The 24,540-nt window shown below is 66.7% G+C and carries 19 protein-coding genes and 1 pseudogene; 15 read left to right on the forward strand and 5 right to left on the reverse strand.

Annotation, left to right across the window (positions count from 1 at the left end):
* Nucleotides 1-64: 64 nt before the first annotated feature.
* The 10 genes from VFW69_RS16900 to proB all read left to right on the forward strand — a co-directional run bounded on the left by VFW69_RS16900 (nucleotide 65) and on the right by proB (nucleotide 13,163).
* Nucleotides 65-1,321, forward strand: coding sequence for a saccharopine dehydrogenase family protein (locus tag VFW69_RS16900; protein ID WP_526502648.1), 1,257 nt, complete (start codon nucleotides 65-67; stop codon nucleotides 1,319-1,321).
* Between the two features lie 62 nt (nucleotides 1,322-1,383).
* Nucleotides 1,384-4,044 (forward strand): valine--tRNA ligase, encoded by a 2,661-nt coding sequence (locus tag VFW69_RS16905; protein ID WP_526502649.1) that lies wholly within the window; start codon nucleotides 1,384-1,386, stop codon nucleotides 4,042-4,044.
* 7 nt (nucleotides 4,045-4,051) lie between these two features.
* Nucleotides 4,052-5,524: a bifunctional tetrahydrofolate synthase/dihydrofolate synthase gene (gene folC / locus VFW69_RS16910; protein ID WP_526502650.1), complete on the forward strand. Its 1,473-nt coding sequence runs from the start codon at nucleotides 4,052-4,054 to the stop codon at nucleotides 5,522-5,524.
* Entirely contained in the window at nucleotides 5,521-5,901 is a 381-nt protein-coding gene (locus tag VFW69_RS16915; protein WP_526502651.1) for a DUF4233 domain-containing protein, read from the forward strand. The genes folC and VFW69_RS16915 overlap by 4 nt, the downstream gene beginning before the upstream one ends.
* An 87-nt stretch (nucleotides 5,902-5,988) precedes the next feature.
* A complete protein-coding gene (gene ndk / locus VFW69_RS16920; protein WP_526502652.1) occupies nucleotides 5,989-6,399 on the forward strand; it encodes a nucleoside-diphosphate kinase in 411 nt (136 codons plus the stop codon).
* A 342-nt stretch (nucleotides 6,400-6,741) separates the two neighbouring features.
* On the forward strand, nucleotides 6,742-9,618 hold the full coding sequence (rne, locus tag VFW69_RS16925; RefSeq protein ID WP_526502653.1) for a ribonuclease E: 2,877 nt from the start codon (nucleotides 6,742-6,744) through the stop codon (nucleotides 9,616-9,618).
* 224 nt (nucleotides 9,619-9,842) lie between these two features.
* On the forward strand, nucleotides 9,843-10,154 hold the full coding sequence (gene rplU / locus VFW69_RS16930; RefSeq protein WP_526502654.1) for a 50S ribosomal protein L21: 312 nt from the start codon (nucleotides 9,843-9,845) through the stop codon (nucleotides 10,152-10,154).
* Between the two features lie 57 nt (nucleotides 10,155-10,211).
* Entirely contained in the window at nucleotides 10,212-10,478 is a 267-nt protein-coding gene (gene rpmA, locus VFW69_RS16935; protein WP_526502656.1) for a 50S ribosomal protein L27, read from the forward strand.
* A 60-nt stretch (nucleotides 10,479-10,538) separates the two neighbouring features.
* Entirely contained in the window at nucleotides 10,539-11,987 is a 1,449-nt protein-coding gene (obgE, locus tag VFW69_RS16940; protein WP_526502658.1) for a GTPase ObgE, read from the forward strand.
* A 72-nt stretch (nucleotides 11,988-12,059) separates the two neighbouring features.
* On the forward strand, nucleotides 12,060-13,163 hold the full coding sequence (proB, locus tag VFW69_RS16945) for a glutamate 5-kinase (protein WP_526502661.1): 1,104 nt from the start codon (nucleotides 12,060-12,062) through the stop codon (nucleotides 13,161-13,163).
* Between the two features lie 110 nt (nucleotides 13,164-13,273).
* On the opposite strand, the gene VFW69_RS16950 is transcribed toward proB, so the two are convergent.
* Nucleotides 13,274-13,924: a TetR/AcrR family transcriptional regulator gene (locus tag VFW69_RS16950; RefSeq protein ID WP_526502663.1), complete on the reverse strand. Its 651-nt coding sequence runs from the start codon at nucleotides 13,922-13,924 to the stop codon at nucleotides 13,274-13,276.
* 104 nt (nucleotides 13,925-14,028) lie between these two features.
* Here VFW69_RS16950 and VFW69_RS16955 point away from each other — a divergent pair, with 104 nt between their 5' ends.
* The gene (locus VFW69_RS16955; protein WP_526502665.1) at nucleotides 14,029-15,303 is read left to right on the forward strand and encodes a cytochrome P450; all 1,275 of its coding nucleotides are present in this window, start codon (nucleotides 14,029-14,031) and stop codon (nucleotides 15,301-15,303) included.
* Here VFW69_RS16955 and VFW69_RS16960 read toward each other — a convergent pair.
* Nucleotides 15,300-16,148: an SIR2 family NAD-dependent protein deacylase gene (locus VFW69_RS16960; RefSeq protein ID WP_526502667.1), complete on the reverse strand. Its 849-nt coding sequence runs from the start codon at nucleotides 16,146-16,148 to the stop codon at nucleotides 15,300-15,302. The genes VFW69_RS16955 and VFW69_RS16960 overlap by 4 nt on opposite strands.
* 18 nt (nucleotides 16,149-16,166) lie before the next feature.
* Nucleotides 16,167-16,706: a cysteine hydrolase family protein gene (locus VFW69_RS16965; RefSeq protein ID WP_526502669.1), complete on the reverse strand. Its 540-nt coding sequence runs from the start codon at nucleotides 16,704-16,706 to the stop codon at nucleotides 16,167-16,169.
* A gap of 59 nt (nucleotides 16,707-16,765) precedes the next feature.
* Here VFW69_RS16965 and VFW69_RS16970 point away from each other — a divergent pair, with 59 nt between their 5' ends.
* Nucleotides 16,766-18,808 carry an NAD(+) synthase gene (locus VFW69_RS16970; RefSeq protein WP_526502671.1) on the forward strand — a complete coding sequence of 681 codons (2,043 nt, stop codon included), beginning with the start codon at nucleotides 16,766-16,768 and terminating at the stop codon, nucleotides 18,806-18,808.
* A gap of 55 nt (nucleotides 18,809-18,863) precedes the next feature.
* Here VFW69_RS16970 and VFW69_RS16975 read toward each other — a convergent pair whose 3' ends face one another.
* Together VFW69_RS16975 and VFW69_RS16980 are read right to left on the reverse strand one after the other, a co-directional pair.
* The gene (locus VFW69_RS16975; protein ID WP_526502673.1) at nucleotides 18,864-19,271 is read right to left on the reverse strand and encodes a hypothetical protein; all 408 of its coding nucleotides are present in this window, start codon (nucleotides 19,269-19,271) and stop codon (nucleotides 18,864-18,866) included.
* A 222-nt stretch (nucleotides 19,272-19,493) separates the two neighbouring features.
* Complete coding sequence (locus VFW69_RS16980; RefSeq protein ID WP_526502675.1) at nucleotides 19,494-20,372, reverse strand: ribokinase; 879 nt, start codon at nucleotides 20,370-20,372, stop codon at nucleotides 19,494-19,496.
* Nucleotides 20,373-20,515: 143 nt separating this feature from the next.
* Between VFW69_RS16980 and VFW69_RS16985 the strand changes: the two genes are divergently transcribed.
* The 3 genes and pseudogenes from VFW69_RS16985 to proA all read left to right on the forward strand — a co-directional run.
* The gene (locus VFW69_RS16985) at nucleotides 20,516-22,693 is read left to right on the forward strand and encodes an adenylate/guanylate cyclase domain-containing protein (protein WP_526502677.1); all 2,178 of its coding nucleotides are present in this window, start codon (nucleotides 20,516-20,518) and stop codon (nucleotides 22,691-22,693) included.
* Nucleotides 22,693-24,096, forward strand: a complete 1,404-nt coding sequence (locus tag VFW69_RS16990) for a mechanosensitive ion channel domain-containing protein (protein WP_526502679.1) — start codon at nucleotides 22,693-22,695, stop codon at nucleotides 24,094-24,096. The genes VFW69_RS16985 and VFW69_RS16990 overlap by 1 nt, the downstream gene beginning before the upstream one ends.
* Before the next feature lie 104 nt (nucleotides 24,097-24,200).
* A pseudogene (proA, locus tag VFW69_RS16995) lies at nucleotides 24,201-24,540 on the forward strand (glutamate-5-semialdehyde dehydrogenase); the annotation flags it as partial.

The raw sequence follows: 24,540 nt of genomic DNA on the forward strand, positions 1-24,540 counted from the left end.
CCTTGTGCCCGGCACTTCTTAGCTCCAGGGGGTGCGGCCTCCGGCTTCGGGTAGCGTCGGGCGCGTGACCGCAACGCCGCGCGAATTCGACATTGTGCTGTATGGGGCGACCGGCTTCGTCGGGAAACTCACCGCCGAATACCTGGCCGGCTCGGCGCCGGACAAGCGGATCGCGCTGGCCGGCAGATCGACCGACCGGTTGCGCGCCGTCCGGGAGACGCTGGGCGACGCCGCGCAGTCGTGGCCCATTGTGAACGCCGACGCCTCGTCGCCCTCGACGCTCAATGAGATGGCGGCCCGTACCCAAGTCGTCATCACCACGGTCGGGCCCTACACCCGCTACGGGCTGCCGGTGGTGGCCGCGTGCGCCGCCGCGGGCACCGACTACGCCGACCTGACCGGCGAGGCGATGTTCGTCCGCGAAAGCATCGACCTGTACCACAAACAGGCCGCGGATACCGGCGCCCGCATCGTGCATGCGTGCGGATTCGATTCGGTCCCTTCGGACCTCAGCGTGTATGCGCTCTACCGGGCGGTGCGAGACGGCGGCGCCGGAGAACTCGGCGACACCGACCTGGTGGTCCGGTCCTTCTCCGGCGGCGTGTCCGGCGGAACCGTCGCGTCGATGTTGGAAGTGCTCGATACCGCCTCGCGCGATCCGGACGCCCGCCGCCAGCTCGCCGACCCGTACACGTTGACCACCGACCGCAGCGCCGAACCCGAAATCGGCCCCCAGCCCGATTTGCCGTGGCGCCGTGGTCGTCGGATCGCGCCGGAGCTGACCGGGTTGTGGACGTCGGGCTTTCCGATGGCGCCGTATAACACCCGAATCGTGCGCCGCAGCAACGCATTGCTGCACTGGGCCTACGGGCGCCAGTTGCGTTACAGCGAAAGCATGAGCTTGGGCTCGTCACCGCTGGCGCCGGTGGCGTCCGCTGTGGTGGGCGGGGTCGGCGCGGCGACCTTCGGATTGGGCAGCCGGTATTTCCGGCTGCTGCCGCGCAAACTGGTGGAGCGCATCGTGCCCAAGCCTGGAACGGGCCCGAGTGAGGTCGCCCGGGAACGCGGCTACTACCGGATCGAGACCTTCACCACTACATCCACCGGGGCCCGCTACGTGGCCCGCATGGAGCAGCGCGGCGACCCCGGCTACAAGGCGACTTCGGTGTTGTTGGGGGAGTGCGGCCTTGCGCTGGCAGCAGACCGCGACAAGCTACCGGATCTGCACGGCGTTCTCACCCCTGCGGCCGCGATGGGCGACGCGCTGCTTGATCGATTCCCCGCCGCGGGCGTGACATTAGAGGTCGAACGGCTGGGTTAGTGACCCGGCTCACGCATTCGGGCGCTTACACGAGGGCAAACATCGCTCCCTAGAATTGACGGGTGACCGCCAGCCGCAGCCCCGCTACCGACCTGCCCAAGTCGTGGGATCCCGCTGCGGCCGAAAGCGCGATCTATCAGGAATGGGTGGACGCGGGGTACTTCGCGGCGGACCCGAACAGCGCCAAGCCCGGGTATTCGATTGTGCTGCCGCCGCCGAACGTGACCGGCAGCCTGCACATGGGCCACGCACTCGAACACACCATGATGGACGCCCTGACCCGCCGCAAGCGGATGCAGGGTTACGAGGTGCTCTGGCAGCCGGGGATGGACCACGCCGGCATCGCGACGCAGAGCGTGGTGGAAAAGCAGCTCGAGGTCGACGGCAAGACCAAAGAGGACTTCGGGCGAGAGCTGTTCATCGAAAAGGTCTGGGACTGGAAGCGGGAGTCTGGCGGCGCCATCGGTGCACAGATGCGGCGCCTCGGCGACGGCGTGGACTGGAGCCGCGAGCGCTTCACCATGGACGAGGGTCTGTCGCGGGCGGTCCGGGCGATCTTCAAGCGCCTCTACGACGCCGGACTGATCTATCGGGCCGAGCGGCTGGTCAACTGGTCGCCGGTGCTGCAGACGGCGATCTCGGATATCGAGGTCGACTATCAAGAAGTCGAAGGCGAGCTGGTGTCCTTCCGGTACGGGTCGATGGACGATTCGCAGCCACACATCGTGGTGGCCACCACCCGGATGGAGACGATGCTCGGTGACACCGCGATCGCGGTGCATCCCGACGACGAGCGCTACCGACACCTGGTCGGTACCAGCCTGCCGCACCCTTTCGTGGATCGTCAGCTCGTGGTGGTCGCCGACGAGCACGTGGACCCCGAATTCGGCACCGGCGCAGTCAAAGTCACGCCTGCCCACGACCCCAATGACTTCGAGATCGGCCTGCGGCATCAGCTGCCGATGATTTCGATCATGGACGCCAAGGGCCGAATAACCGACACCGGAACGCAATTCGACGGCATGGACCGATTCCAGGCCAGGGTCGCGGTGCGTGAAGCGCTGGCTGACGAGGGCCGGATCGTCGACGAGAAGCGGCCGTACCTACATAGTGTCGGACACTCCGAGCGCAGCGGCGAGCCGATCGAGCCACGCCTTTCCCTGCAGTGGTGGGTCCGGGTGGAATCGCTTGCCAAGGCCGCTGGCGACGCGGTGCGCAACGGGGACACCGTGATTCACCCCACCAGCCTGGAACCGCGATGGTTCGCCTGGGTCGACGACATGCACGACTGGTGCATCTCGCGCCAGCTGTGGTGGGGCCACCGCATCCCGATCTGGTACGGCCCCAATGGCGAACAGCGCTGCGTGGGTCCCGACGAAGCACCACCAGAGGGCTGGGAGCAGGACCCCGATGTGCTGGACACCTGGTTTTCCTCGGGCCTATGGCCGTTCTCCTCGTTGGGTTGGCCGCAAAAGACTCCGGAACTCGAAAAGTTCTACCCCACAAGCGTTCTGGTTACCGGTTATGACATCCTGTTTTTCTGGGTGGCCAGGATGATGATGTTCGGCACCTTTGTCGGTGACGACGAGGCCATCACCCTGGACGGTCGCCGCGGTCCGCAGGTCCCGTTCACCGACGTCTTCTTGCACGGCCTGATCCGCGACGAGGCCGGCCGTAAGATGAGCAAGTCCAAGGGTAACGTCATCGACCCGCTGGACTGGGTGGAGATTTTTGGAGCCGACGCCCTGCGGTTCACGCTGGCCCGCGGTGCCAGTCCCGGCGGTGACCTGGCGATCGGTGAGGACCACGTCCGGGCGTCACGCAACTTCTGTACCAAGCTGTTCAATGCCACCCGCTACGCGCTGCTCAACGGCGCGAAGCTGGCCCCGCTGCCCGAGCCGGCCGAGCTCACCGATGCCGACCGATGGATTCTCGGACGACTGGAAGAGGTTCGCGCGGAGGTTGACTCGGCCTTCGATAGCTACGAGTTCAGTCGCGCTTGCGAGGCGCTCTATCACTTCGCGTGGGACGAATTCTGCGACTGGTACGTCGAATTGGCCAAGACGCAACTGGCCGAAGGGATCACGAACACCACGGCCGTGCTGGCGGCGACTCTGGACACCCTGCTGCGGTTGCTGCACCCGATGATCCCGTTCATCACCGAGGCCCTGTGGCAGGCGCTGACGGGCGATGAGGCTCAACACGAGTCGCTGGTGATCGCCGATTGGCCGCAGTCGTCCGGAATCAGCCTGGATCAGGTTGCCGCACAGCGGATTACCGACATGCAGAAGCTGGTGACCGAGGTGCGGCGGTTCCGCAGCGATCAAGGCCTGGCGGACCGCCAGAAGGTGCCGGCCCGGATGAGCGGTGTCGACGAATCCGATCTGGGCACCCAGGTAAGCGCGGTGACGTCGCTCGCGTGGCTCACCGCCGACGACCCGGAGTTTCGCCCTTCGGCGTCGGTCGAAGTGCGGCTCAGCGCCGGCACCGTCGTCGTCGAGCTCGACACCTCGGGCACCATCGACATCGCAGCCGAACGTCGCCGGCTGGAAAAGGATCTGGCCGCGGCGCACAAGGAGCTGGCATCGACCACCGCCAAATTGGCCAACGACGACTTTTTGGGCAAAGCCCCGCAAAACGTCGTCGACAAAATCCGGGACCGTCAGCGCCTGGCCCAGGAGGAAACCGAGCGGATCAACGCGCGGCTAGTCGGGCTGCAATGAGTTTCCGATGACCGAGCCGCCCGAGTGGTTGCAGGACCCCGACTGGCCGCAGGACGAGGTTGCCGGCGACATCCCCGACCCGGCCCCCACGCCGGACGAGATCGCATCGCTGCTGCAGGTCGAGCACCTGCTGGACCAGCGCTGGCCGGAGACCAAGATCGAGCCGAGCCTGACCCGGATCAGCGCGCTGCTGGACCTGCTGGGCTCGCCGCAACTGGCCTACCCGTCGATCCATGTCGCGGGCACCAATGGCAAGACCTCGGTGGCGCGGATGGTCGACGCACTGATCACCGCGCTGCAGCGCCGCACCGGGCGCACCACCAGCCCGCACCTGCAATCGGCGGTGGAACGCATCTCCATCGACTCCAAGCCGATCAGCCCGGCGCAGTACGTGGCGACCTATCGCGAGATCGAGCCGTTCGTGCAAATGGTTGACGCCCAGTCGCAGGCGGACGGCGGCCCCGCGATGAGCAAGTTCGAGGTGCTGACCGCGATGGCGTTCGCCGCGTTCGCGGACGCCCCCGTCGACGTCGCCGTGATCGAGGTGGGGATGGGGGGACGCTGGGATGCCACCAACGTGATCAACGCTCCGGTAGCGGTCATCACCCCGATCTCCATCGACCATGTCGAATACCTGGGCGACGATCTCGCCGGCATCGCTGGGGAGAAGGCCGGCATCATCACCAGGGCGCCCGAGGGCGCACCCGATACCGTCGCGGTCATCGCGCGCCAGGCCCCCGAGGCGATGGAGGTGCTGTTGGCCGAGACCGTCCTAGCCGATGCCGCGCTGGCTCGCGAGGATTCGGAGTTCGCCGTCTTGGGCCGCCAGGTAGCGATCGGTGGGCAGGTGTTGCAGCTGCAGGGTCTGGGTGGGGTGTATTCCGATGTCTACCTGCCGCTGCACGGCGAACATCAGGCGCACAACGCTGTGCTGGCCCTCGCGGCGGTTGAGGCGTTCTTCGGGGCCGGTGCGCAGCGCCAGCTCGACGTCGAGGCGGTTCGTGCCGGTTTCGCCGCCGTCGCCAGCCCCGGCCGGCTGGAGCGGATGCGCAGCGCGCCCACGGTGTTCATCGACGCCGCGCACAATCCCGCCGGTGCGGCGGCGCTGGCGCAGACCCTGGCCGGTGAATTCGACTTCCGCTATCTCGTCGGGGTGCTCAGCGTGCTTGCGGACAAGGACGTCGACGGCATCCTGGCCGCCCTGCAGACGGTGTTCGACGCTGTCGTGGTGACCCACAACGGATCGCCGCGGGCAGTCGACGTCGAGTCGCTGGCCTTGGCGGCGCGCGAGCGGTTCGGGCCCGACCGGGTGAGCACCGCCGAAAACCTGCGCGATGCCATCGACGTCGCGACGGCCCTGGTGGATGACGCCGCGGCGGACGGACCAGCCGAAGCCTTCTCCGGCACCGGCATCGTCATCACCGGCTCGGTGGTCACCGCCGGGGCGGCGCGGACCCTGTTTGGTCGTGATCCGCAATGACCGACGTGCCCGAGAACCCCGAGGAGCAGGCCCCGGCGCCACCGGCCGACCCGTGGCGGAGTTTCGGCGCGGTGATGGCCTTGACGCTGTTTCTGGAAGCGATCGTGGTGCTGCTCGCGATCCCGGTGGTGGGCGCGGTCGGCGGCGGCCTGACGACAGCGTCGCTCGTCTACCTGATCGGGCTGGCCGTACTGCTGATCCTGATGGCCGGCGTGCAGCGCAAACCCTGGGCGATCTGGGCCAACCTCGGCGTGCAGCTGATTCTGCTCGCCGGCTTCGCGGTCTACCCCGGGGTGGGCTTCATCGGCGTGCTGTTCACCGGGCTGTGGGGGCTGATCGCCTACTTCCGGGCCGAGGTCCGGCGCAGGCAGGGATAGGGCGGCAGTCACGGTGGTGTGACGGCCCGAGCAGGACCCCTTGCCGCCACCCGACCCAGTGCCGGCGGATTATGTACGCTGTCCGCCGTGACCGAACGGACATTGGTACTGATCAAGCCCGACGGCGTGCAGCGGCAGCTGGTGGGGGAGATCATCGGCCGCATCGAGCGCAAAGGCCTCTCCATCGCCGCGCTGGAGCTCCGGCCCGTCGGCCGCGACCTCGCCGCCCAGCACTACGCGGAACACGACGGCAAGCCCTTCTTCGAGTCGCTGCTGGAGTTCATCACGTCGGGACCGGTGGTGGCCGCCATCGTCGAGGGGCCGCGGGCGATCGCCGCATTCCGGCAGCTCGCAGGCGGTACCGACCCGGTGGACAAGGCGATCCCCGGCACGATCCGCGGCGATTTCGGGCTGGAGACCCAGTTCAATGTGGTGCACGGGTCGGATTCGGTCGAGTCCGCGAAGCGCGAAATCGCGCTCTGGTTTCCCAACGCTTAGACCTGCGGCGATGGCAGCCGCGGCGCGGTCCTGAGCAACTTTGCGCAAGCGCCTGCATCATGTGTGGCTGGGGCGGCGACGTGATGTGGGATACTGGTCTCGGGTGAACGTCGCCGGACCGGCGTCAGACACTCGAATGAAGACTTAGACAAGCGCGACCATAGCCCCGTCGCCTTGGTTCGCTGCATGTCAGGCCGTCATTCAGCACGGCGCCGAGTGTGTCCTAATCCTGGGCCGCTCGGGGCGAGACCATCACAAGCCCGGGAGAAGTGACCCGGGTCCATAGCGAAGCCCTCGCGTGGCCGCGTCGCAATGACGCGCCCGGGGGCTTGAGGAGAATACGTGGTAGACGGTGCACCGACTGCAGACCCATCAGAAGAATCGACTCGGCCCGAGGAACTGCCGGACCGCTTGAGAGTTCATTCGCTGGCCCGAACGCTGGGAACCACCAGCAAGCGGGTGCTGGACGCACTGAGCGAGTTGGACGGGCGAATCCGCAGCGCACATTCCACGGTGGACCGCGACGACGCGGTCCGGGTACGGGACCTGCTGGCGTCCGCGCAGCCCCCGGCGACCGGGGAGGACGCGGTGAGCACGCCGGCGGCCGCCACCGGAGCGAGCGCCGCCGACGAACCCGAGTCCCGGCTGCTGCTCGAGAGCCCGGACAACTCCGCCGAGCGGCCGCATTACATGCCGCTGTTCGTCGCGCCGCAGCCGATCGATGCCCGCGAGGAAGACGCCGGCACCGACGACAGTGCCGACACCGACAGCGACGATTCCGACAGTGACGACGACGAGCAGGCCGACCGGCCGTCGAATCGGCGGCGGCGCCGCGGCCGTCGTGGCCGCGGCCGCGGGCGCGGTGAGCAGGGCGGATCCGACGGCCCGGGCGACGACGGCGACGACGACGACGGACAACCGCGGGGCAAGAAGGGCGGTGAAGCGGAGTCCGCCGACTCCGAGGACCCCGACGGACCAGACTCCGACGACTCCGATGACTCCGACGATTCGGATAACGGTGACGACGGTTCGGCAGACGGCGGCAATCGCCGTCGCCGCCGGCGCCGGAGGCGCAAATCCGGATCGGGCGACGACAACGAGGAGGGGTCATCGCCGGATGACCCGCCCAACACGGTGGTGCACGAGCGGCCGCCACGCAACGGCAAGGGTGGCGGAGATGACTCCGCCGGCGCAAACAACGAGATCAAGGGCATCAACGGCTCCACGCGGCTGGAGGCCAAGCGACAACGGCGCCGGGACGGCCGCGACGCCGGCCGGCGCCGCCCCCCGGTGCTGACCGAGGCCGAATTCCTGGCCCGCCGCGAGGCCGTCGAGCGGATGATGGTCGTGCGCGACCGGATCCGCACCGAGCAGCCGCATCAGGGGTCGCGCTACACCCAGATCGCGGTGCTCGAGGACGGCATCGTCGTCGAGCACTTCGTCACGTCGGCCGCGTCGGCCTCGCTGGTGGGCAACATCTACCTGGGGATCGTGCAAAACGTGCTGCCGTCGATGGAGGCGGCGTTCGTCGACATCGGCCGCGGCCGCAACGGGGTGCTCTACGCCGGCGAGGTCAACTGGGAAGCCGCCGGACTCGGCGGATCCGATCGCAAGATCGAACAAGCGCTCAAACCCGGCGACTATGTCGTCGTCCAGGTCAGCAAGGACCCGGTCGGGCACAAGGGTGCGCGGCTCACCACGCAGGTGTCGCTGGCTGGGCGCTACCTGGTCTATGTGCCGGGGGCGTCGTCTACCGGGATCAGCCGCAAGCTGCCCGACACCGAACGCCAGCGGCTCAAAGAGATCCTGCGTGAAGTAGTGCCGTCGGACGCCGGGGTGATCATCCGGACCGCGTCCGAGGGCGTCAAAGAAGAGGACATCCGCAGCGACGTCACCCGCCTGCAGGAGCGCTGGAAACAGATCGAGGCCAAGGCGATCGAGATCAAAGAGAAGGCCGCCGGCGCCGCGGTGGCCCTCTACGAAGAGCCCGACGTGCTGGTCAAGGTCATCCGCGACCTGTTCAACGAGGACTTCGCCGGCCTCATCGTCTCCGGTGACGAGGCCTGGACCACCATCAACGACTACGTGAATTCCGTTGCCCCCGACCTGGTTTCGAAGCTGACGAAGTACGACGCGCCAGCCGGTCCGGAGGGGCAGGCCGGGCCGGATGTGTTCGCGGTGCATCGCATCGATGAGCAGCTTGCCAAGGCGATGGAGCGCAAGGTCTGGCTGCCGTCGGGCGGCACGCTGGTGATCGACCGGACCGAGGCCATGACGGTGGTCGACGTCAACACCGGCAAGTTCACCGGGTCCGGGGGCAACCTCGAGCAGACGGTCACCAAGAACAACCTCGAGGCGGCCGAGGAGATCGTGCGTCAGCTGCGGCTGCGCGACATCGGCGGCATCGTGGTGATCGACTTCATCGACATGGTGCTGGAGTCCAACCGCGATCTGGTGCTGCGGCGGCTGACCGAGGCGCTGGCGCGCGACCGCACCCGCCATCAGGTGTCCGAGGTGACGTCGCTCGGTTTGGTCCAGCTGACCCGCAAGCGGTTGGGTACCGGCCTGATCGAAGCCTTCTCCACGTCGTGTTCGAACTGCGGTGGGCGGGGGATCCTGCTGCACTCCGACCCGGTGGATTCGGCCTCGTCGAATGGGCGCAAGTCCGAATCCGGTGGTGGTGGCCGCCGGGGCAGGCGCAAGAAGAACAAAGCAGAAGAGCAGGTGGTGGCCAAGGTTCCCACCCACGCTCCCGGCGAGCATCCGATGTTCAAGGCGATGGCCGCCGGCTCCTCCGCGCAGTCCGAGGATGACGAATCCGACGAGATCACCGAAGACACGACCGACGAGCTCGACCAGGAGCAGGCGGCGCGCGCCGGCGACGTCGCCGACCAAGAGGACTTCGACGACACCGACGACGAGGACTCGGACGACGATTCGGACGATGACGACGATTCGGACGACGACGACGATTCGGACGACGACGACACGGACGATGACGACGACCTCGACGACGATGACGAAGACATCGACGACGAAGAGGACCTCGGTGACGATGAGGAGGATCTCGAGCTCGACGACGACGATCTGGACACCGAGGACGACGATTCCGACGACACCGGGCGGGGCTCCGCTGGCGCCGACCAGGCCGGCGCGGGACGCCCACGGCGCAGACGCGCTGCCGGGAGGCCGGCCGGACCGCCCATCCACGCGGACTGAGCCGGCTGACCAGAAGGCGCCGGTCGTGTCCGGTTTGACCCTGTAGCCGCTGGTCACGTACCCTTGGACAGTTGTCGTCAGGCCGGGCGAGGAAAACTTCGGCCGGCGGCAGCGGGACTCCCGGGGAATCGGCGCAGGCCCGCAACCCAGACCCACCACGTGCACCGCGGTCGGTTCGCGCGCGACGCGCAGAGCAGCGGTTAGAAGAAGGAGCAGGAGCAACGATGGCGACCTACGCAATCGTGAAGACGGGCGGCAAGCAGTACAAGGTCGCCGTCGGGGACGTGGTCAAGGTCGAAAAGCTCGAATCCGAGCCCGGCTCGAACGTGTCGCTGCCGGTCGCCCTGGTGGTGGATGGCGCCAAGGTGACCACCGACGCGGCCGCGCTGGCTAAGGTCGCGGTGACCGGCGAGGTGCTCGAGCACACCAAGGGCCCCAAGATCCGTATCCACAAGTTCAGGAACAAGACCGGCTACCACAAGCGTCAGGGACACCGTCAGCAGCTGACGGTCCTCAAGGTCACCGGAATCGCGTGATGAGCCGTCAGGCTAAGAACATACAGAACCGACAGCACTGAGCGGAGGCTCATAGACATGGCACACAAGAAGGGCGCTTCCAGCTCGCGCAACGGTCGCGATTCCGCCGCGCAGCGGCTGGGCGTGAAGCGATTCGGCGGCCAGATCGTCAAGGCGGGCGAGATCATCGTTCGGCAGCGCGGCACCAAGTTCCACCCGGGCGTGGGAGTCGGTCGCGGCGGGGACGACACGTTGTTCGCCAAGGAAACTGGCGCCGTCGAGTTCGGCCTCAAGCGCGGCCGCAAGACCGTCAACATCGTGGCGGCCGGACAAGCCACCGACTGACCGTGGTTCCGGGCCCAGCCCGGTGATTTCGGCGCCCGGTGGTAAGTGAGAGGATCCACGATGCCTCGGTTCGTCGACCGCGTCGTCATCCATGCACGCGCCGGTGCTGGGGGTAACGGCTGCGCCTCGGTCCATCGCGAGAAGTTCAAGCCGCTCGGTGGCCCCGACGGCGGTAACGGCGGGCGCGGCGGCAGCATAGTTTTCGTCGTCGATCCGCAGGTGCACACCCTGCTCGACTTCCATTTCCATCCGCACGTCACCGCGCCCTCGGGCAAGCAGGGGATGGGCAACAACCGTGACGGCGCCGCCGGCGCCGACCTGGAAGTCAAAGTGCCCGACGGCACCGTCGTCCTGGACGAGAATGGTCGGCTGCTGGCCGACCTGGTCGGCGCGGGCACCCGCTTTGAAGCCGCCGCCGGCGGCCGCGGCGGGCTGGGCAACGCCGCTCTCGCGTCGCGTGCGCGCAAGGCTCCCGGCTTTGCGTTGTTGGGCGAGCAGGGCCAAACACGCGACCTGACCCTGGAACTCAAGACCGTCGCCGACGCCGGCTTGATCGGCTTCCCCTCGGCCGGCAAATCTTCTTTGGTGTCGACGATCTCGGCGGCCAAGCCCAAGATCGCCGATTACCCGTTCACCACGCTGGTGCCCAACCTCGGCGTGGTGTCGGCAGGCGAGCACACGTTCACCGTCGCCGATGTACCCGGCCTCATCCCGGGTGCATCCCAGGGCCGCGGCCTGGGCCTGGACTTCCTCCGGCACATCGAGCGATGTGCCGTGCTGGTGCACGTCATTGACTGCGCCACCGCGGAACCCGGCCGTGATCCGATCTCCGACATCGACGCGCTGGAGGCCGAACTCGCGGCGTATACGCCCACCCTGCAAGGGGATGCGACGTTGGGTGATCTCACCGAGCGGCCCCGCGCGGTGGTACTCAACAAGATCGACGTCCCCGAGGCGCGCGAGCTTGCCGAGTTCGTCCGTGACGAGATTGCTCAGCGTGGCTGGCCGGTGTTCCTGGTCTCGACCGTCGCGCGAGAAGGTTTGCAGCCATTGATCTTTGGGTTGTGGAAAGTGATTTCGGACTACAAGGCCGCACAGCCGGCGATCGTGCCGCGCCGTCCGGTGATTCGTCCGGTTCCCGTCGATGACAGCGGTTTCAGTGTTGAGCCCGATCCGCAACAGCCGGGCGCCTTCGTGGTCAGCGGCGCGCGACCCGAACGGTGGATCCGACAGACCAACTTCGACAACGACGAGGCCGTGGGGTATCTCGCCGACCGGTTGGCGCGCCTCGGTGTCGAAGAGGAGTTGCTGCGGCTGGGTGCGCGGCCGGGTTGCGAAGTGACCATCGGGGACATGACCTTTGATTGGGAGCCGCAAACGCCTGCCGGACAACAGGTTACACTGTCGGGCCGCGACACCGACGCGCGGTTGGAGCGCACCGAGCGCGTCGGTGCCGCCGAACGCAAGGCCGCCCGGCGCCAGCGCCGCGAACACGGTGAGGAGTCGTGAGTGCGTCGGCGACGATGCAGAGCGAAGCGATGAGGTGGGGGCACCTCCCGCTTGCGGGGGAGAGCGGCGCTCGTGACTAAGCACCGCGACGTCATCCGCAACGCTCGCAGCCTGGTGGTCAAGGTGGGGACCAATGCGCTGACCACGCCGGCGGGGGTATTCGACGCCGGCCGGCTGGCCGGGCTCGCCGACGCGATCGAGGCGCGGATGAAGGCGGGTACCGACGTCGTCATCGTGTCATCGGGAGCCATCGCCGCCGGCATCGAGCCGCTCGGATTGTCCCGTCGTCCCAGGGATTTGGCGACAAAGCAGGCCGCGGCCAGCGTCGGTCAGGTGGCCCTGGTGAATTCGTGGAGCGCCGCGTTCGCCCGCTATGGCCGCACGGTCGGGCAGGTGCTGCTGAGCGCGCACGATATCTCGATGCGGGCCCAGCACACCAACGCCCAGCGCACGCTGGATCGGCTGCGCGCACTGCATGCGGTGGCGATCGTCAACGAGAACGACACGGTGGCCACCAACGAGATCCGGTTCGGCGACAACGACCGGCTTTCGGCGCTGGTGGCTCACCTGGTCGGTGCCGAGGCGTTGGTGTTGCTGTCCGACATCGATGGACTCTACGACTCGGATCCGCGAAAGGCCGACGGCGCGAAATTCATCTCGGAGGTGTCGGGCTCTGCGGACCTGATCGGTGTAATCGCCGGACCCGGAAGCGATTTGGGTACCGGCGGGATGACCTCGAAAATGTCCTCGGCGCTGCTGGCCGCCGACGCCGGGGTGCCGGTGCTGCTGGCCGCCGCCGACGACGCCGCGACCGCGCTCACGGACGCCTCGGTAGGCACGGTGTTCGCCGCACGCCCGGTGCGGATGTCGGCACGTCGGTTCTGGGTGCGTTACGCCGCTGAGGCGGCCGGCGCACTGACCCTGGACGAGGGTGCCGTGCGCGCGGTGGTGCGGCAGCGTCGCTCGCTGCTGCCCGCCGGGATCACCGCGGTGGCCGGGCGGTTCTACGCCGGCGATGTGGTCGAATTGCGCGACCCGGACGCGGTGATGGTGGCCCGCGGCGTGGTCGCCTACGACGCGACGGAACTGACCAGCATGATGGGCCGCTCAACCTCTGAGCTGCCCGGGGAGCTGCGCAGGCCCGCGGTGCACGCCGATGACCTGGTGGCGGTGTAAGAGGCGCTTCGGGTGACGCCGACCTGGCGACCATGAGGACTTTCGTAAATGCGCTGGCGCATGCGCTAGCACGTTTGCGACTCGCCTCATGGTCAACCCATCGAGCTGGGTCAGCGCTCCGAGGTCGGCTTGAGATACAGTGCGCCCCAGACAATCTCGGCCAGGGTGGCGGCCAGCTCGGCGTCGTAGTCGGGTGGCTTCGCCGGCAGGTTCTGCTGGCAGGCCCGTTCGACCATCCAGGTCAGCGCACTGGCGGTGGTCAGCGGGGCCAGCTCGGGGCGGATCGAGCCGTCGGCCTGGCCGTCTTCGATGACGTGGGTCAACTGCCCGGAGACGCCGGTCAGCAGTTCGCGGTACGTTTGCGCCGTCAACGGGTCGTAGGCGGCCATTTCGTTGAGTGCGACCAGCACCGCCTGATGCCGCCGGTAGGTCGCGATGATGCGGCTCATCGCCATGCGCACGTCGTCCGGGTCATGCCGGCCGGCCACGCTCCACCAGCTGCGCGCGCCGTCGGTCAGATCGCCGAAGACGTGGCCCGCGAGCCGGCGCAGCAGATGACCCTTGTCCTCGAAGTAGATGTAGAAGCTGGCCCTGGAAATGCCCGCCTCGCCCGAGAGCCGATCCACGCTGAGTTCGGTGAAGCTCGCGCCATCGCGCATCAGCCGTTCGGTGGCGTCCAGCAGCCGGCGCTCCATGTGCTCGCGCCGCTGCTCGCGCCCCACACTCCGGTGGCCCTGCGGCTTGCGGGTGAGCGACGGCATGCGCCGAGCATAGCCCAGTGCTCGACATATTGACTAGACACACTGTCTAGGCATATCGTCGCGGGTGTCTGTGACCGGGGTCATACGAGACGGAGGACACCACTATGGCCATGATGACGGGTAAGTCTGGCACCAAGTCTGGCCGTGGCTACGACGAGATCGATCTGTCCTCGCGGGCGTTTTGGTCCACCACCGCGGCGGATCGGGAACGCTCCTTCGCCGTGCTGCGGGCCGAACGCCCGGTGAGCTGGCATCCGCCGGTCGAAGACTCGTTGATGCCCGACCCGACGGACCCCGGCTTCTGGGCGGTCACCCGGCGCTCCGACATCGTCGCGGTCAGCCGCAACAACGACGTCTTCCTGTCCGGCCAGGGCGTGATGTTCGAGAGCATTCCGGTTGAGCTGCTCGAGGCGTCGCAGTCATTCCTGGCGATGGATCCGCCGCGACACACCAAGCTGCGCAAGCTCGCTCACGCCGCGCTCAGCCCCCGGCAGGTCCGCCGCATCGAAGACTCGATCAAGGCCAACGCCAAGACCATCGTCGACGAACTGCGCGCCGCCGGCAGCGGCGCGGATTTCGTCGACCACTGCGCCAAGGAACTGCCCATCCGCACCCTGTCGGACATGATGGGGATTCCGGAATCCGAGCGTGAGCGCATGGCGCACGCCACCGACGCCCTGGTGTCCTGGGCCGACCCGGTATTCCTCAACGGACGGCCGGCGATGGAAGTCCTGGTGGAAAACCAGCTGTATCTGCACCAAGTCGTCGGCAGCCTGGCCACGGAACGTCGTGAGCACCCCGGTGACGACCTGATCAGCAGCCTGGTCACCGCCGAGGTGGACGGCGACCGGCTGGAAGACGCGGAGGTGGCCGCGTTCTTCGTCCTGCTCTCCGTGGCGGGCAACGACACCACCCGGCAGACCATCAGCCACACGCTGAGGGCGCTCACCGATTTCCCCGATGAGAAGGCTTGGCTGCTCGAGGATTTCGACAACCGGATCGGGACGGCCATCGAGGAGTTCATCCGCTGGGCGACGCCGGTCATGACCTTCCGTCGCACGGCCGCAACGGACATCGAGCTGGGCGGGCAGACCATCTTGGCGGGCGAGAAGGTGGTCATGTTCTATCCGTCCGGCAACTGGGACACCGAGACGTTCGACCACCCGGAACGCCTGAACTTGAGCCGTGACCCCAATCCGCACGTCGGCTTCGGCGGTGGCGGACTGCACTTCTGCCTCGGTGCCCACGTGGCCCGCGCCCAGCTGCGGGCGATCTTCGGCGAGCTGTTTCGTCAGCTGCCGGACGTCCAAGCGGGCGAGCCCGCCTACTTGGCGGGCAATTTCGTGCACGCCATCCGCAGCATGCCGTGCACCTTCTAACGCGTTGGCAGGGGCGCTAACTCGTCGGCGAGCAGGGCCAGCAACTCCGAGCAGCCGCCATCGACCTTGACGGTGGCCAGGCCGTCACCGCGGGTGCAGCCCCGGTTGACGATGGCCACCGGAATGCCCAACGCCGCGGCGTGACGCACAAACCGGTAGCCGGAGAACACCGTCAGCGACGAGCCGGCCACCAGCAGCGCGTCGGAAAGTTCGACCAACCCATAGGCCTCTGCCACAACGTCTTTCGGAACGCTTTCGCCGAAGTAGACGATATCTGGCTTCAGCATCCCGCCGCAGCGCTCGCAATCCAGATAATGGAACGACGCCGTATCGGCGACGACGGCGTCGGCGTCGGGAGCCACCGCCAGCCCACCGATCGCTTCGGCGCGGTCGATGAAGCCGGGGTTGAGCGCCTCCAGTCGCTCGCCCAATTCGGCACGCGCCATGGTGGATCCGCAGTCCAAACAGATCACCTGCGCGTAGGTGCCGTGCAGGTTGATGACGTTTCGGCTGCCGGCCTTGGTGTGCAGCAGATCGACGTTCTGGGTGATCACGCCGGTGACCACGGATGCGGCCTCGAGCGCGGCGAGTGCCCGGTGGCCCGCGTTGGGCAGCGTGTCGTCCATGTGCCGCCAACCGACGTGGTTGCGTGCCCAGTACCGCTGCCGAAACGCCGGATCGCTGGTGAACTGGCGGATCGTCATGGGATTGCTCGGCGGCGAATCGGGACCGCGGTAGTCGGGAATGCCCGAATCAGTGGAGATACCCGCGCCCGTCAGCACCGCGATCCGGCGACCGGCCAGCAGCGTGACCAGTTCGGGCGATTCTGCGCAGCCGATGGTCACTTATCCAGAGTAGGAGATTCAGCCTAGGCAGTCCGCCGCGGTCGTGAGCTCGGCGGACATGTTTTGTTGCATCATCTTGCACGCCGCCGCGCCCAACTCGGCGTCGATGTGTGCGACGGCATCGGTCGGGATCACCACGGTGAAGTGGCGCACGTAGGCATCCAGGGCCGTGTAGAGGATGCATTGCTCGGTGACCTGACCGGTGATGATCAACCGTTTGGTCTCCAGCCGGTTGAGCAGATACGCCAGCGGCGTCGCATAGAACGCGCTGTGCCGGACCTTGGTCATCACGCGGCCCTCCTCGGCCGGCAGGATCGGCTTCACCAGATCGGGCCGGGCCCCGTCGCAGGCGGCACGGACGATGTCGGAGAACTCCGCGGTGAAATCGCCATAGTTGTCGTTGACGTACACCAGGTCGACGTCGTCACATTCACGTGCCCGGCGAACCAAGTCAGTCAAAGGGTCGATGACCTTCTCGACATTGGGTATTAGATTTTCAGCGTCGGGATGCTGATACGTGTTCATCATGTCGACCACCAAGACAGCCGTGTCGCTCATGGTGTCGGGGATACCCGGCGACTCCGAGATGACACGCAGGGGACGACAATGGAAAGGCGATGGACTTTTACAACGCTTACAGCCAGGGCTTTGCCCGCGTCGCCGCATGCACGCACCAGACGGTCATCGGCGACCCGGCAGCGAATGCCGAATCGGTCCTGCGAATGGCCAGGGAGTGCCACGACGATGCCGTCGCGCTCGCCGTCTTTCCGGAACTGACGCTCTCCGGATATTCCATCGAAGACATCGTGCTGCAGGACCTGTTGCTCGACGATGTCGACAAGGCCATCGCGGAGATCGTCGCGGCCTCGGCCGAGTTGTTGCCGGTGCTGGTAGTCGGTGCCCCGCTGCGCCATCGGCACCGGATCTATAACGCCGCCGTGGTCATCCACCGCGGCGAGATGCTCGGGGTTGCGCCAAAGTCTTACCTGCCCACCTATCGGGAGTTCTACGAGCGCCGCCAAATCGCACCGGGAGACGACGAGCGCGGCACCATCCGCGTCGCCGGTATCGAGGTGCCGTTCGGCCCTGACCTGCTCTTCGAGGCTTCCGACGTGCCCGGCTTGGTGCTGCACGTGGAGATCTGCGAGGACATGTTCGTGCCGATTCCGCCCAGCGCGGAGGCCGCGCTCGCGGGTGCGACGGTGCTGGCCAACCTGTCCGGTAGTCCGATCACCATCGGCCGCGCCGAGGACCGCTGCCTGCTGGCCCGCTCGGCCTCGTCGCGATGCCTGGCCGCCTACGTGTATTCGGCTGCCGGGGAGGGTGAATCGACGACCGACCTGGCGTGGGACGGTCAGACCATGGTGTTCGAAAACGGTGTGATGCTGGCTCAGTCCGAGCGCTTCCCCAAAGGGGAGCGACTCAGCGTCGCCGACGTCGACATCGAATTGCTTCGTTCGGAACGGCTCCGGATGGGCACCTTCGACGACAACCGGCGCCACCACCGGACGACGACGGACGCCTACCGGCGCATCGAGTTCCGGCTGGACCCACCAGGCGGCGATATCGGACTGCGGCGCGAGGTCGAGCGTTTCCCCTTCGTTCCCGCCGATCCGGAACGGCTGGAACAGGATTGCTTCGAGGGTTACAACATCCAGGTCGCCGGTCTCGAACAACGGCTGCGTGCGCTGGATTTCCCGAAAATCGTCATCGGGATTTCCGGTGGGTTGGACTCGACGCATGCGCTGATCGTCGCCGCACGCGCGATGGATCGCGAACAACGCCCGCGCAGTGACATTTTGGCGTTCACCCTGCCCGGCTTCGCGACCGGCGACCACACCAAACGGAACGCGGCCGAGCTGTGCCGCACGCTGGGTGTGACATTCTCCGAGATCGACATTCGGCAGTCCGCGGAACTGATGCTCAAGGAGATGGATCACCCGTTCGCCCGAGGCGAGAAGGTGTATGACGTCACCTTCGAAAACGTTCAGGCCGGTTTGCGCACCGACTACCTGTTCCGGCTGGCCAACCAGCGTGGCGGGATCGTGCTAGGCACCGGAGACCTGTCCGAACTCGGGTTGGGCTGGTCGACATACGGTGTCGGCGACCAGATGTCCCACTACAACGTCAATGGCGGCGTGCCCAAAACGCTGGTCCAGCACTTGATCCGCTGGGTGATCTCATCGGAACAGTTCGAGCCGGAGGTCAGCGAGGTGTTGCAGTCGGTGCTGGACACCGAAATTACCCCGGAGCTGGTTCCCAGCGGCGAGGAAGAAGAGCTCCAGAGCAGCGAGGCGAAAGTGGGCCCCTTTGCGCTGCAAGACTTTTCACTGTTCCACGTGCTGCGTTTCGGATTCCGGCCGTCGAAAATCGCCTTCCTGGCCTGGCATGCGTGGAGCGATCCCCAACACGGCATCTGGCCGCCCGGCTTCCCCGAGGGCAAACGGCCGTCCTACTCGCTGAAGGAGATTCGGCACTGGCTGCAGGTTTTCGTGCTTCGGTTCTACTCGTTCAGCCAGTTCAAGCGCTCGGCCTTGCCCAACGGGCCCAAGGTGTCGCACGGTGGTTCGCTGTCGCCGCGGGGGGATTGGCGTGCCCCGTCCGATATGTCGGCGCGTATCTGGCTCGACGAGATCGAACGCGAAATCCCCGAGGATTAGTCGCGCACTCGCGGGCCCGCCCGGGAGCACCGAGCGGGCCCTGAGCAATTCGGGCTCAGGCCTTTGCGCGGCGCCAGCCCTGGTACTGCAACTCGGCGAACACCAGCGTGTAAACGCCGGCCGCCAGGTTCAACACCACGCCGGTCGACGTCAACGGGAAGACGTCCGCGAGGACGAGAACGATTGCGGCCACCGTGTATGCCACGTTCGCGATGATGACGCCCATGCCGGCGCGCCGCACCGACGGCAAGGTGGCCAGCCCGAACACCACCACGCCGTACGCGATCAAGAACGCGGCCATGCCGTACTCGAACGCTTTCGTGGTGCCCGAGAGGTCTGCGAGCCAGCCGGCCACCGGGATACCGGCCAGGCCGACCAGCGCGCTGATGGTGGCGTCGGCGCGCATGGCGAGGCGAAGTAGGCCGTCCCGGGTACCCGTGCGGTCGATCGTGATAGCGGACATGATGTTCCTTTCTCGATGGCGGACTGCGATCGCCACCGACGTTGCTCGCAAACCACTGCCAGATCGACGCCAGCCGCTGCCAAACACTGCCAACCGCAGCTCAGCGGGGTGACTCGGCCACTTAGCGCTCGTAGGTTCCGGTCAGCGTGCCCCGCGCCAGCACGTGCCCGCGCAACGCGCACTTGCTCGACATGCCGATCGGCGCCGCCCTGTTGCGGGCGGCTAGCACGCGTCCCGGAGCGCCCTGTCGATCGCCTCGGCGTCCGGTGCGCAGTCACCCGCGCCGGCCACCAACGTCGCCAGCGCACCCGCTGCGCAGGCACGCTGCAACGCGAGCCGCCGCTGATCCGGCGAGCCCGGGTTGGATGGCCAATTCGCGGCCAGCACGCCGGCGAAGACGTCGCCGGCCCCGGTGGTGTCCACCGCATCCACCGCCGGAGCCGACACGGTGTACTCGCCGTCCCTACCAACGTAACGTGCGCCATGCGCACCCAGCGTGACCACCAAATGATCTGGACGCCAAGGCCATTCGTCGGCTTCCTCTTCGTTGGTGATCACTACGTCCGCGGCGGCCGCCAAATCGCCCAACGAGCCGGGGTTCTGACCGGCCGGTGATGCGTTGACGACGACGACCGCTCCCGCCGAACGTGCGTGTTGTGCCGCTGCGGCAGCCGTGTCTACCGGAATCTCTAGCTGGGTCAACATCACATCGCAGTGGGCGACAACCGCGCGCGCACGGTCGTCGGTCAGTGTGAAACGACCGTTGGCACCCGGCGCGACCACGATGGTGTTCTCGGCGTTCGCGTCGACCACCACGATCGCCGTGCCGCTGGGACCGGGAATTTCGACGGCTCCGTCCAGTCCAACGCCGTTGGCCTGCAGGTGCGCGCGCAATTGCTCGGCGGCCGCGTCGTCGCCCACCGCTCCGACGAACTGCACCTGCGCGCCCGCGCGCGCCGCCGCCACCGCCTGATTGCCGCCCTTGCCACCAGGGGCGTGTGTCAACGAAGACGCCAAAACCGTTTCGCCGGGCCGTGGCAGGGCGTCGACCCCCAACGACAGATCGAGATTCACACTGCCCACTACACAGACCCCTGCCATGACGCCGACGTTAGTCGTGACGAGATGGCAAAGCACACCAGGGGCACCGGCACTTTCGACGCCGAATCGCGTCACGGCAAACCCTGAATAACTTGATGTCCGCGCGATATTCTGCTGCGTTAGGGGTGCTGGATCGGAAAGAAATGGGCAGGCGATTGACCACGAGCGATTCTGAACCGGCTCAACCGGCCACCAAGCGCCCGCGCCGGAGCGCCCTGGCCCGATTCCGATTCGGCATCCAGTCCAAAATTCTGATCACCATGCTGCTGTCGAGCATCCTGGGCGTGGCGGTGATCGGCGCCATCGGGGCGGCGTCCGGGCGCAACGCGTTGCGGCAGGTCGAGTCCGAACGGTTGATCGAGATGCGCGAATCCCAGAAGCGAGCGGTGCAGGCGTTGTTCCGTGAGGTGTCGAATTCGCTGATCATCTGGAGCGGCGGGTTCGGCATCAACCAGGCGACGACGGCCCTCGCGGCGGACTTCGCTCAATTGAACAACGCGACGATCTCGCCCGCCCAACAGCAGTCGCTGGTCGATTACTACGACAACGACATGATCAAACCGATCAAGCAGATCACCGGGGACACCATCGATATCAGGGCCGTAATGCCAAGTTCCAACGCGCAGAAGTACGTTCAGGCCTACTACACCGCTGCGCCCCGGGCGAACCCCGATGCGTTGCCCGTCCTGGACGCCGGCGACGGCAGCGCCTGGTCGGCCGCGAACGCGCGCTTCGACTTCTACATGCGCGGCATCGTCAACCGGTTCGACTATCGCGACGCGCTGTTGTTGGACATGCAGGGCAATGTCGTCTACAGCGTGCGCAAGGGTCCCGATCTCGGGACCAACATCCTGACCGGCCCGTACCGCGAATCGAAGCTGCGGGAGGCATACCAGAAAGCCTTGGCGTCCAACGACGTCGACTTCGTCTGGATCACCGACTTCCAGCAGTACCAGCCGGCACTCGATACGCCCACGGCGTGGGTGGTGTCACCGGTCGGCATGAACGGCAAGTTCGAAGGAGTGATGGCGCTGCCGGTGCCGGTCGCGAAGATCAACAAGATCATGACCGCCGACAAGCATTGGGACGCAGGCGGGATGGGACCGGCGACCGAAACGTATCTGGCGGGTCCCGATGACCTGATGCGTTCCGATTCAAGGGATTTCATTGAGAACCCGAAGGGATACCGGCGCTTGGCGATCGATGCCGGCACGCCGCCCGACGTGGTCGACCGGGCGATCCGGCTGGGCACCACCACCCTGGTGCAGCCGGTCGATACCGCCGGTCTTCGCTCCGCTAAACGCGGTGAGACGGGCGTGGTCAGCGCCACCGACTACATGGGCAACAGGGAGCTGGAAGCCTATGCCCCGCTGATCATCCCCAACTCCGACCTGCACTGGTCGATCCTGGCGACGCGCGACAACTCCGACGCATTCGCCCGCCTCGGCAGGTTCAGCAAGACGCTGGTGATCGCTGTCGCGGCAATGATCTTCGCCATCTGTGTGGCGTCGATGTTCGTCGCGCAGGCCGCGGTGCGGCCGGTCCGGCGCCTCGAAGAGGGCAGCCGCAAGATCAGCTCCGGCGACTACGAGATCAACATCCCGGTCCGCCGGCGTGACGAAATCGGCGATCTCACAGCGGCCTTCAACGAGATGAGCCGGAGTTTGGCGATCAAGGAAGAACTGCTGAACGAGCAGCGCCGGGAAAACGATCGGCTGCTGCTGGCGTTGATGCCCGAATCGGTGTTGCAACGCTATCGCCAGGGCGAGGAGACCATCGCCCAGAAGCATCAGGACGTCGTCATCATCTATGCCGACATCGTGGGCCTGGACGAGATCTCCAGCAACCTGCCCGAAGACGAGTTGGTCGCCACGGTCGACGACCTCTTCCGGCAATTCGACTCCGCCGCCGAAGCCCTTGGCGTCGAACGGATTCGCACGTTCCACAACGGCTATCTCGCCAGTTGCGGGGTGGTCACCCCCCGGCTGGACAGCATCCATCGCGCGGTCGACTTCGCCCTCGAAATCGGTCGCATCATCGACCGATTCAACACTCAATCGGTACACCAGCTGGGCCTGCGAGTAGGTGTGAACACCGGCAACGTGGTGAGCGGGCTGGTCGGCCGCTCCAGCCTGGTCTATGACATGTGGGGCGGCACGGTCAGTTTGGCCTATCAAATGCACAGTGGCGCACCGCAGTCGGGCGTCTATGTCAGTTCGCAGGTGTACGAGGCGATGCGGGATGTCAAGCAGTTCACGCCGGCCGGCACAATCTCCGTAGACGGTGCCGATCAGGCCATCTACCGGTTGCTGGAGCGCTGATGAACCTCTTCAACTCGACGTGGTTCTACTGGGCGATCGGCATTGCGGTCGGACTGCCGCTCGGGTTGATCGCGCTCACCGAACTGCAAGACGCGCTGCTGCGCAGGAACAGCCCGCTGGCCCGTCAGGTCGGCCTGCTGCGCAACTATCTGCTGCCGCTCGGTGCGCTGTTGCTCCTGCTGGTTCAGGCCTCGCAGGTTCCGGCCGGCGACGTTCCGGTGCGCGTCCTCACCACGGTGTTCGGCCTGCTGGTGCTGGTGCTCGTGCTGTCCGGTCTCAACGCGACGATGTTCGAAGGCGCACCCGAAAAGAGCTGGCGCAAAAGGCTACCCACCATTTTTTTGGACTGCGCCCGGTTTGCCGTCATCGGCATCGGTCTGGCAGTGATGTCGTCCTTCATCTGGGGTGTGCGCATCGGCGGTATCTTCACCGCGTTGGGCGTCACGTCGGTCGTCATCGGTCTGATGCTGCAGAACTCCGTCGGCCAGATCGTGTCGGGCCTGTTCATGTTGTTTGAGCAGCCCTTCCGCATCGGTGAATGGCTGGACACCGGCACGGCCCGCGGACCCGTGGTCGAGGTGAACTGGCGCGCCGTGCACATCGACACCGGCAGCGGTATTCGGGTCATGCCGAACTCGATGCTCGCCAGCAATGCGTTCACGAATCTTTCTCGCCCTCCCGGCGCGCACAAGCTGTCGGTGACGACGACGTTCTCCAGCGTCGACCCGCCGGACCGGGTGTGTGCGCTGCTCTCACTTATTGCCCAGGGATTGCCGCAGCTCAAGGCCGGCAGCGTGCCACGTACCGTCCCGGTGGGCGCGGCCGAGTACCGCACGACCATCGGGTTGAACTCACCGGCGGACGCCGGCGCCGCCAAGGCCACCTTCCTGCGCTGGGCCTGGTATGCGACGCGACGGCAAAATCTGCACCTCGACGACGCCGACGACGACTTCTCCACCCTCGAAAGGGTGGAGCATGCGTTGCACACGGTGGTGGCGCCGGCGTTGCAGATCGGCGCCGAGGAGCAGCGATCGCTGCGGTCCGCCGCGAGGATCGTCCGCTACGGCGCCGACGAGGTGGTGGAGTACGCCGGCCAGGTCCCGACGACCATGACGTTCCTGGTCTCCGGACGCGTGCAGCTGACCGCGGCCGCCGACGACGGCTCGCTGGTGCCGATCAGCACGCTGGTCGAGGGGTCCTTCCTGGGGCTGACGGCGCTGACTCGGCAGCCGAACCTGGCCAGCGCGTACGCGCTCGAAGAGGTCACGGCGCTCGAGATCGATCGGGAACACATCGAGCACCTGGTGACGCGTGCGCCCCTGTTGCTGCAGAACTTCGGCAACATCATCGAAGAGCGGCGAAGCAAGGTGCGCGGTGCGCGGCGCGGGGAGCGGGTGGGGTAGTGGCGATCGCGAGCGCGGTGCCGGGCGAAGCGGGTCGCCACCATCGGGGGTAGTGGCGATCGGGTCGCCTCACCCGGGGTTTTGCCGCCCGATACCCTGGTTTGATGAGTCTGCAAGCACCATCGCTTCCTGACTTGCGCCAGGAGGTGCACAACGCCGCACGCCGCGCCCGCGTTGCGTCACGTGTCCTGGCGTTGTTGCCGACCGTTGCCAAGGACCAGGCACTGCGATCTGCGGCCGACGCGATAGCCGCCCACTGCGATTTGGTCCTGTCGGCCAACGCCGAAGACGTCGACGCCGCCCGGGCCGCCGGCACTCCGTCCGCGATGCTCGACCGGTTGGCGTTGGACTCCAAACGCGTTGAGGGCATCGCCGCCGGCCTGCGTCAGGTCGCCGGGCTGCCCGACCCGGTCGGGGAGGTGTTGCGCGGTTACACGCTGCCCA

Origin of the sequence: Mycobacterium sp. (assembly GCF_036273375.1) — a bacterium.
In the GTDB taxonomy this organism is placed as follows: Bacteria; Actinomycetota; Actinomycetes; order Mycobacteriales; family Mycobacteriaceae; genus Mycobacterium.